Origin of the sequence: Herbaspirillum sp. UBA812 (genome assembly GCF_002296545.1) — a bacterium.
Taxonomy (GTDB): Bacteria; Pseudomonadota; Gammaproteobacteria; order Burkholderiales; family Burkholderiaceae_D; genus Herbaspirillum; species Herbaspirillum huttiense.
Map to the genome: position 1 here is coordinate 1 of NZ_DBIC01000058.1, position 8,652 is coordinate 8,652.

At 62.3% G+C, this 8,652-nt stretch carries 8 protein-coding genes; 2 read left to right on the plus strand and 6 right to left on the minus strand.

All coding sequences use genetic code 11. The features are described 5' to 3' along the window. Positions 1-198: 198 nt before the first annotated feature. The 6 genes from B3873_RS03660 to B3873_RS03685 form a co-directional block, all read right to left on the minus strand. On the minus strand, positions 199-1,119 hold the full coding sequence (locus B3873_RS03660; protein WP_034332726.1) for an ABC transporter permease: 921 nt from the start codon (positions 1,117-1,119) through the stop codon (positions 199-201). A gap of 16 nt (positions 1,120-1,135) precedes the next feature. Next, positions 1,136-2,230: an ABC transporter permease gene (locus B3873_RS03665; RefSeq protein ID WP_134223563.1), complete on the minus strand. Its 1,095-nt coding sequence runs from the start codon at positions 2,228-2,230 to the stop codon at positions 1,136-1,138. Then, positions 2,223-3,773 carry an ABC transporter ATP-binding protein gene (locus B3873_RS03670; RefSeq protein ID WP_034332724.1) on the minus strand — a complete coding sequence of 517 codons (1,551 nt, stop codon included), beginning with the start codon at positions 3,771-3,773 and terminating at the stop codon, positions 2,223-2,225. The genes B3873_RS03665 and B3873_RS03670 overlap by 8 nt, the downstream gene beginning before the upstream one ends. A gap of 180 nt (positions 3,774-3,953) precedes the next feature. Further along, positions 3,954-4,733 carry an ABC transporter permease gene (locus tag B3873_RS03675; protein WP_286864094.1) on the minus strand — a complete coding sequence of 260 codons (780 nt, stop codon included), beginning with the start codon at positions 4,731-4,733 and terminating at the stop codon, positions 3,954-3,956. A 28-nt stretch (positions 4,734-4,761) separates the two neighbouring features. Further along, positions 4,762-5,547, minus strand: a complete 786-nt coding sequence (locus B3873_RS03680; protein WP_286864095.1) for an ABC transporter ATP-binding protein — start codon at positions 5,545-5,547, stop codon at positions 4,762-4,764. Positions 5,548-5,591: 44 nt separating this feature from the next. Continuing rightward, entirely contained in the window at positions 5,592-6,632 is a 1,041-nt protein-coding gene (locus tag B3873_RS03685; RefSeq protein WP_034332720.1) for an ABC transporter substrate-binding protein, read from the minus strand. A 715-nt stretch (positions 6,633-7,347) separates the two neighbouring features. Between B3873_RS03685 and B3873_RS03690 the strand changes: the two genes are divergently transcribed. Beyond that, the gene (locus B3873_RS03690; protein WP_039783689.1) at positions 7,348-8,172 is read left to right on the plus strand and encodes an outer envelope protein; all 825 of its coding nucleotides are present in this window, start codon (positions 7,348-7,350) and stop codon (positions 8,170-8,172) included. 271 nt (positions 8,173-8,443) lie between these two features. Continuing rightward, on the plus strand, positions 8,444-8,652 hold a 209-nt coding region (locus B3873_RS03695; RefSeq protein WP_286864097.1), incomplete at its 3' end, for a urate hydroxylase PuuD.

Genomic DNA, 8,652 nt, shown 5'->3' on the forward strand with positions numbered 1-8,652 from the left:
CAGCAGCGGGCGCGGCGGCAGCGGGTTCTTCCTTCTTGCCGCAACCGATCAGGGTTGCTGCCGCCAGGGTGGCGAGCATCGTCAAGGATGCCCTGCGCGAAATCTTCATTGTGTTCTCCCTCAAGGTCAGTGGATAAATGCAAGTGCTGCTACAAAAACGGAATAAACGATTTAAACGATATAAACGGTATAAATAGTTCAGGAAGCGCCCGGACGGAACGGCTTGCCCAGCGAGGCCGGCATGTTCAGGCGGATCCAGTCGGGGTTGCGCGAGATCAGCGCCAGCACCACGATGGTGGCCAGGTACGGGGCCATCGACAGGATCTGCGAGGGCACCGTCACGCCCATGCCCTGCAGGTAGAACTGCGCGATGGTGACGCCGCCGAACAGCAGCGAACCCAGCAAGACCCGTGCCGGACGCCAGGTGGCGAAGGCGGTCAGGGCCAGCGCGATCCAGCCGCGTCCGGCCACCAGGCCTTCGACCCACATCGGGGTATAGACCAGCGACATGTAGGCCCCCGCCAGGCCGCAGCAGGCACCGCCGAACAGCAGCGCCAGATAGCGGATGCCGCGCACCGAATAGCCCAGCGCATGCGCCGATTCCGGCGACTCGCCCACGGCGCGCAAGACCAGCCCGGCCCGCGTGCGATACAGGAACCAGATGCTGGCCAGGCACAGCGCGAAGGCCACATAGCTCATCCAGTGCTGGTGGAACAGCGCCTTGCCCAGGAAGGGGATATCGCCCAGCAGCGGGATCGAATTCGGTTGCGCCGGCAACGCCAGTCCGACGAAGCGCTGGCCGACGAAGGCCGACAGGCCCGCGCCGAAGATCGACAGCGCCAGGCCGGTGGCGACCTGGTTGGTGGCCAGGCGCAGCGCCAGCCAGGCGAAGAGCGTGGCCATGAGCATGCCGCAGACGGCACCGGCAACAAAGCCGAGCAGCGGGCTCTTGGTGGCATAGCCGACCGCAAAGCCGGCGATGGCTGCGACCAGCATCATGCCTTCGGCACCCAGGTTGAGCACGCCGGAGCGTTCATTGATCAACAGCCCGATGGCCGCCAGCAGCAAGGGCGTGCCGGCATTGATGGAGGCTGCGATGAGAGGAGCGAGTTGTTCCATGTCCTGTCCTGATTCCTTAGACTTTCTTTTTCCACGCCAGGCGGTAATCGATGAGCGTATCGCAGGCCAGCAGCAGGAACAGCAGCATGCCCTGGAACACGCCCGTGATGGCCGAGGGCAGGCCCAGGCGCGACTGCGCCAGCTCGCCGCCCAGGTACAGCAGCGACATGATCAGCCCGCCCAGGATGGCGCCCACCGGATGCAGGCGGCCGATGAAGGCCACGATGATGGCGGCGAAACCATAGCCCGGCGACACCGACGGCAACAGCTGCCCGATCGGACCGGCGATCTCGAAGGCCCCGGCCAGTCCGGCAAAGGCCCCCGAGATCAGCAGCGACACCCACAAGGCCGAACGTGCCGAAAAGCCCGCATAGCGCGCCGCATGCGGTGCCACGCCACCGACCATGAGCGAGAAGCCGCGCAGGCTGCGCATCATGAAGATGGCCATCAGCACGGCCGCGACGATGGCCACCGCAAAGCCGATATGCAGGCGCGTGCCCGACATCAGCATGGGCAGCATGAATTCGCCGGAGAACACCTTCGACTGCGGGAAGTTCATGCCATTGGGATCCTTCAGCGGACCATTGACGGCCCACATCAGCAGCAGCTGTGCCACATAGGTCAGCATCAGCGAGACCAGGATTTCATTGGCATTGAACTGGTCGCGCAGGTAAGCCGTGATGGCCGCCCACAAGGCACCGCCGATAATGCCGGCCACGATCATCAGCAGCAGCCCCATGCCGCCGGAAATGCCGTGCCCCGGCACATCCAGCCACACCAGCATGGCGCCCGAGCAGAGCGCGCCGACCGTGAACTGGCCTTCGGCACCGATGTTCCAGATGCTGGCGCGGAAGCACACCGCCAGCCCCAGCGCGCACAGGATCAGCGGCACGGATTTGAGCAGCAGCTCGCTGATGGCACGCTTGCCATTGAACGGGTCAACCAGGAACACCTTCAGTCCGGCCAGCGGGTCCTTGCCCAGTGCCAGGAACAGCAGCGCACCGAGGAACAAGGTGGCAACGATGGCGATCACCGGCGACAGATAGGTCATGGTCTTGGACGGCGCACCGCGCAGTTCCAGACGCAGCGGGAAGCTCATGCGTTCAGCCATGGTTCACCTCCGCAGCAGCGGCTGCCGGTTCGTCCCACAGGCCGCTCATCCACACGCCCACCTGTTCGCGCGTGGCCTGTTCGATGGGAATGGAGGGCGACAGGCGCCCCTTGGCGATGACATGCAGGCGATCACATAATGCGAACAATTCGTCAAGTTCTTCCGAGATCACCAGCACTGCACAACCTTCCTGTTTCAGTTTCAAGATTTCGCCGTGGATCTGGGCGGCGGCACCGACGTCCACCCCCCAGGTCGGCTGGGCCACCACGAAGACGGCGGGTTTGCGTTCCATTTCGCGGCCGACGATGAATTTCTGCAGATTGCCGCCCGACAGGCTCTTGGCCGGGGCATCCGGTCCTGCCGCCTTGACCTTGAAGCGTTCGATGATGGACGCCGCAGCACGGCGCGTAAAACCAAAGTCGATCATGCCGCGCTTCACGTAGGGCGCTTTCTGATGCGACAGCAGCATGTTGGCCGTGAGCGAAAGCCCAGGCACGGCACCGCGCCCCAAGCGTTCTTCCGGCACCAGGCCCAGGCCCGCCGCGCGGCGCGGATTGGGCGAGAGATCGCCCACGGCCTTGCCGGCCAGCATGATCATGTTGGGCGCAGCGCGCTGGTCTTCGCCCGAGAGCGCCGCCAGCAGCTCTTGCTGGCCGTTGCCCGAAACCCCGGCGATGCCGACGATTTCACCGGCGCGCACTTCGCATTCGATGTCCTTCAGTTCGGTGGCAAACAGATGCGCCTTGGGCAGCGAGAGACGATTGACGTGCAGCTTGCGCTCATTGCGCAGCGAATCGGGATTGCGTTCGCGCTGCAGGCGCACCAGTTCGTCACCGATCATCATGCGCGAGAGGCTGGCGCTGCTTTCATTGCGCGGATCACAGTTGCCGGTCACGCGACCACCGCGCATGACGGTGGCGCTGTGGCACAGCGCGCGGATCTCGTCGAGCTTGTGGCTGATGTAGAGAATGCTGCAACCCTCGTCGGCCAGGCGGCGCAGGGTGACGAACAGTTTTTCCACCGCCTGGGGCGTGAGCACCGAGGTCGGCTCATCCAGGATCAGCAATTGCGGTTCGGTCAGCAGCGCGCGCACGATTTCCACGCGCTGGCGTTCACCGACCGACAGCGTATGCACGTGGCGCTGCGGTTCCAGCTCCAGGCCGTATTTTTCGCCGGTGCGGGTGATGCGCTCGGCCAGTTCCTTGAGGTCGGTCTTGGCATCCAGGCCCAGGGCGATGTTCTCGGTCACGGTCAGCGTATCGAACAGCGAGAAATGCTGGAACACCATCGCAATGCCCAGCTTGCGCGCCACCTGTGGATTGGCGATCTGCACGGTCTCGCCGTTCCAGCGGAGTTCGCCGGCATCGGGTTTGACCGCGCCGAAAATGATTTTCATCAGGGTGGACTTGCCCGCGCCGTTCTCTCCGAGCACGGCGTGGATCTCGCCAGGCGCGACTGCCAGGCTGACATCGTCATTGGCCAGCACGCCCGGGTAGGCCTTGCGCACATGGCTGATTTCAAGACGGAGTGGAACTGCGCTCACGTGATTTCCCTGTGGTGATGAATGTGGTCATGTCGAAATGCAACGCGGTCCGCGTGCCTGCGGCCGCCGCGAGCGCCCCCTGCGGCTCGCACGCGCGACATCATAGACAAATTGCGCCGCGCCGCATACCGCTTTTGCCGGGTTTTGCGCCCCTGTTGCGGCGTAACGGCCCGATTTATCTCATTTTCCCCGGTGCGCCCAGCCGGTGGTGCGTTTCTCGATGATGGCAAACAGTTCGTACATGGCCATGGCCATGGCCCCGATCACCACCAGTCCGGCAAAGGCCAGCGGCATTTTCATCGACGATCCGGCCGAGACCAGCAGGTAGCCGATGCCCTGATTGGAGGCATTCATCTCGGACACGGTCGAGCCCACGAAGGCCAGCGTGATGGCCACCTTCAGCGAGGCGAAGAAATACGGCATCGAACGCGGCAGGCCGACCTTGAGCAGGATGTCCATGCGGCGCGCGCCCAGCACACGCAAGACGTCTTCCAGCTCGGGTTCCAGCGTGGCCAGGCCGGTGGCGATGTTGACCATGATGGGGAAGAAGGAGATCAGGAACGCCGTGAGGATGGCCGGCCCTGCGCCGATGCCGAACCAGACCACCAGCACCGGCACGAAGGCCGCCTTGGGCAGGGCATTGAAGACCGTCATGAGCGGGTAGGCGGCGGCATACAGCACGGGTGAAGATCCGATCACGAAGCCCAGCGTCACACCGACCGCCACGGCGATGGCGAAGCCCACCATGGTGACCCAAAAGGTAGAAAGCGCATGTTCGGTGATCGGGCCGGCGTAATCCACCATGGCCTGCAGGATGGAAGCGGGACTCGGAAAGATGAAGTCGGAGACCTGCCACACGCTGCAGATGAATTGCCACACGCCCAGGATGGCGAGCAGCAGGATCCAGGGCGCCAGCGTGGTGGCGGCGCGGTTGAGTTTGCCGTTGAACGGAGTTTTCATGAGTTTCCTTGGCCGGGCCGTGTGAGGGTCAGATATTGCGCACGTGGCCGATGTGCTCGCGCAGTTCATGCACCAGCGCGTTAAAGCCGTCGGTATAGGTGGTTTCCAGCGGGCAGGGACGCGGCAGCGGGTTTTCCCGCCGCACCACGATACGGCCCGGGCGCTTGCTCATCACATAGATGGTGTCGGCAAGGAAGGCCGCCTCGCGCAGGTCGTGCGTGACCAGGATGACGTTGAAGCGGCGCTCGGCCCACAGGTCGCGCAGCACGCACCACAGCTCTTCGCGGGTGAACGCGTCGAGCGCGCCGAAGGGTTCGTCCAGCAGCAGCATCTTGGGCTCATGGATCAGCGCGCGGCAGATCGAGGCGCGCTGCTGCATGCCGCCCGAGAGTTGCCACGGGAATTTGTCGGCATAGCCATCCAGGCCCACGGTCTTGAGCAGCTTGAGCGCGCGCTCGGTGTACTCAGCCTTCTTCTGCTTGAACTCGCGCCGGTAGGGTTCGACGATCTCCAGCGGCAGCAGCACGTTTTCCAGCGTGGTGCGCCAGGGCAACAGGGTCGGGGCCTGGAAGGCCATGCCCACGAACTTGAGCGGCCCCGTGACCGTCTGGCCGTCGATGACGACGCTGCCGCGATTGGGCTGCTTCAAGCCCGTCGCCAGCTTCATGAAGGTGGACTTGCCGCAGCCGGACGGCCCGACGATGGCGATGAATTCGCCGGCGCGGGTCTGCAGGTCAATGTCTTCCACCGCAAATTCGGCGGCACCATCATAGGCCAGGTAGACGTGGCGGAAATCGACGAAGGGTTCGCTCATGAATGCTTCAGTCAAGGATGAATTTAGTAAACGATATAAATGATTTACTTGGGGAACACGTCCAGCTCGGCCTTGCTCGGCAGGAAGCTGCCATTCCAGATCTTGTCGGCGTTGACGCGGGTCTTGGTGCCGTAGGCGTCCGAGACTTGCGAGGCCATGAGCGTCAGGCGCGGGCTGTAGACCTGTCCGTAGCCTTCCGCCTTGGCGTGCGGCGTGGCGATGGCGCTGGCGATGGCCAGTTTCAGGCGGCGCAGTTCCAGCTTTTCATCGATGAGGCCATCGCGTTCCTTCAGGACCTTGATGGCGGCTTCCGGATTGGCCATCACGTCGCGGCTGGCCTTGGCGAAGGCGCGCAGGAAGCCCTTGATGGCGTCCGGCTTCTGCTTGACCATGGTTTCGGAGGCGATGATGGTGTTGCCGTACAGGCGCACGCCGTAGTCCGGGTACATCATCACGTTGATGTCTTCATCCTTGATGCCGCGCGCATTCAGGTTCAGGAGCGAGGTGAAATAGAAACCGGTGATGGCATCCACGTCGCCGCGTGCCAGCATGGTTTCGCGCAGTGGCGGGTCCATGCTGGTCCATTGCGCCTTGCTGGCATCGAGGCCATTGGCCTTGGCGAAGATCGGATAAGCGCGGCGGCCGGCGTCGAACACCGGTGCGCCCAGCTTCTTGCCGGCCAGGTCGGCGGGCTTCTTGATGCCGGATTTCTTGAGCGAGAACACCGCGGCCGGCGTGTCGTTGTAGACCATCATCACGGCCACCGGTTTGCCCGGGGCATCGGGATTGTTGGCGGTGAATTCCATCAGGGCGGCCATGTCGGCAAAGCCCATGTCATAGGTGCCGGAGGCCACGCGGTTGACCGCATTGCCGGAGCCGTTGCCGGCGTCGATGGTGACATCCAGTTTTTCCTGCGCGAAGTAGCCCTTGGACTTGGCCACCAGGAACAGGGCGGCCGGTCCTTCGAAGCGCCAGTCCAGCTGGAACTTGACCTTGGTTTCCTGCGCCAGCGCCAGCGAGGAGCTGGCGGCCATTACCAGGCCGAGAACGGTGGTGCCGAGTTTGAAGAGCTTGCTGGAATGCACGGTGGACTTCCTTCCTTGTTCGTTTGAATGTCAGATCCCGGAGCTTCAATAGCATTTAATGTGCCAAGCCTCCTGCAGTTCGCGTCTGCTCCGCTTTGTCGGCCGTGACGGGCGTCACGCCGTCGGCAAGGGGTGGTGCCGATGATCGACAGCTGCTTTTCTTTTTGTCGACAATCAAAAAATTCATTTGCGACAATTTGGTGCTTGTCTGCACCTAAGTAGAAAAAAATGCACTAAAAAAATTTGGCTTACAGCGCTGTAAGGCAGACGGCATGCGCCTCCTGGGCATTTTTGTCGGATCGCACATCGTTGCCACGATTGTCGACAATGCGAGTCACCATGCAACCAAGTCCTGGAAGAGGGCTTGGGAAAGTGCCTGGACTCGGCTAGGATTGCGCCCCGGCGCGCGGGGCGCATCGCTCGATGCAGCGATGTACGGCTCGCGTTGCGGGCAATCGATCAGGCACTTCGGAGGCAGGCGATCGCAGGCGTACAGGGCCGGCTTGGGGGCTGGCACGGGCTTTGCGTAAACGCTCCGGTCGGTGTGGGTGTCGGCCAGATGGTCAGCCATTTGCCAGACCTGATTTGACGAGGGCAAGCACACGAGGGGTGCGGATTCCATGCCGTGACGGGGAGAGTGCAGGGCGTCACGATATGCGAACCGGGCTCCGGTTCAATCGCCATTTTTTTAGACAAGCAACACAGGGAGAAACTTATGAAGAAGGGTATCAAGGGGAAGTACTGGATGATGGCAGCCGTGGTCGCGTCGGCGGCCGGCAGCATGTCGGCGCAGGCGGCAGACTGGTCGGACAATTCGATCGGCTACCGTTACGGCACGAAGTTTGCCGAGCCCTTCAATTCGCAGGACATCAGCAAGAACATCATCAACTTCCAGCACGCCAGCGGTTACAAGTACGGCACCAACTTCCTGAACGTGGACCTGCTGATGTCGGACAGCAAGGACGACAATGCGCAGGAAGCCTACATCGTCTACCGCAATACCCTGGACATCGGCAAGATCAGCGGCAAGGACCTGTCCTTCGGCCCGGCACGCGGTGTCGGCCTGACGCTGGGCTTTGACTGGAACACCAAGAATGACAAGAGCTACGCTTCCAAGAAGCGCATGTGGGTGGTCGGTCCGACCCTGATGCTGGACGTGCCGGGCTTCCTGAACGTGAGCGTGCTGGCGCTGTTCGAGAGCAACCAGCCGATCGGTGTGTCGAGCCGTTACAGCTACGACACGCACCCGATGCTGAACCTGTCCTGGGGCATCCCGCTGGGTTCGACCGGTCTGGCATTCGAAGGCTACATGAACTACATCGCGTCCAAGGGCAAGAACGAGTTCGGTGGTCCGACTGCGCCCGAGCTGAACTTCGACGGTCAGATCATGTATGACCTCGGTACCACGATGGGCATGGGCAAGAACACCTTCCGCGTGGGTCTGGAGTATCAATACTGGCGCAACAAGTTCGGCAACCCGAGCAATGTGGCGGGTTCGCTGGCCAAGACCCCGATGGTGCGCGCCGAGTATCACTTCTAAGCGTCCGGTCGATCCGGCTGCTTGCAGCATCAAGGCGATGCCGGGTCTTCGGATCCGGCATTTTTATTGGGTGCTCGCCCCTGGGCGGGAATTGGCTACACTGTGGCTGGCCGCTGGTGCCCCGGGCGCTATGTTGTTTGTCATATGTTGGCTATAGGTTTTCAGGCATGAGGTATCGGTCAGGCTGATATCTAATTGCTGGGTTTTGAACAGGATGGGGGTTTGCGTGTTGCGGCCTTCGTCATCAACAGGGATTTGAGAGCGGAGCATCATGGAAGCATACCTACTTGACTGGCTGAACCTGCTGCTGCGCTGGCTGCATGTGATCACGGCGATTGCCTGGATCGGGTCTTCGTTCTATTTCGTCTGGCTGGACAACAGTCTGGTGGCTCCGACCGATCCTGAGCTCAAGGAAAAGGGCGTCGGCGGGGAGCTGTGGGCGGTGCATGGCGGCGGTTTCTACAATCCGCAAAAGTATCT

Coding starts and splice junctions, on each gene's coding strand:
- B3873_RS03690 (WP_039783689.1), top strand. CDS start 7,348: ATGAAGAAGGGTATCAAGGGGAAGTACTGGATGATGGCAGCCGTGGTC.
- B3873_RS03660 (WP_034332726.1), bottom strand. CDS start 1,119: ATGGAACAACTCGCTCCTCTCATCGCAGCCTCCATCAATGCCGGCACG.
- B3873_RS03680 (WP_286864095.1), bottom strand. CDS start 5,547: ATGAGCGAACCCTTCGTCGATTTCCGCCACGTCTACCTGGCCTATGAT.
- B3873_RS03665 (WP_134223563.1), bottom strand. CDS start 2,230: ATGGCTGAACGCATGAGCTTCCCGCTGCGTCTGGAACTGCGCGGTGCG.
- B3873_RS03675 (WP_286864094.1), bottom strand. CDS start 4,733: ATGAAAACTCCGTTCAACGGCAAACTCAACCGCGCCGCCACCACGCTG.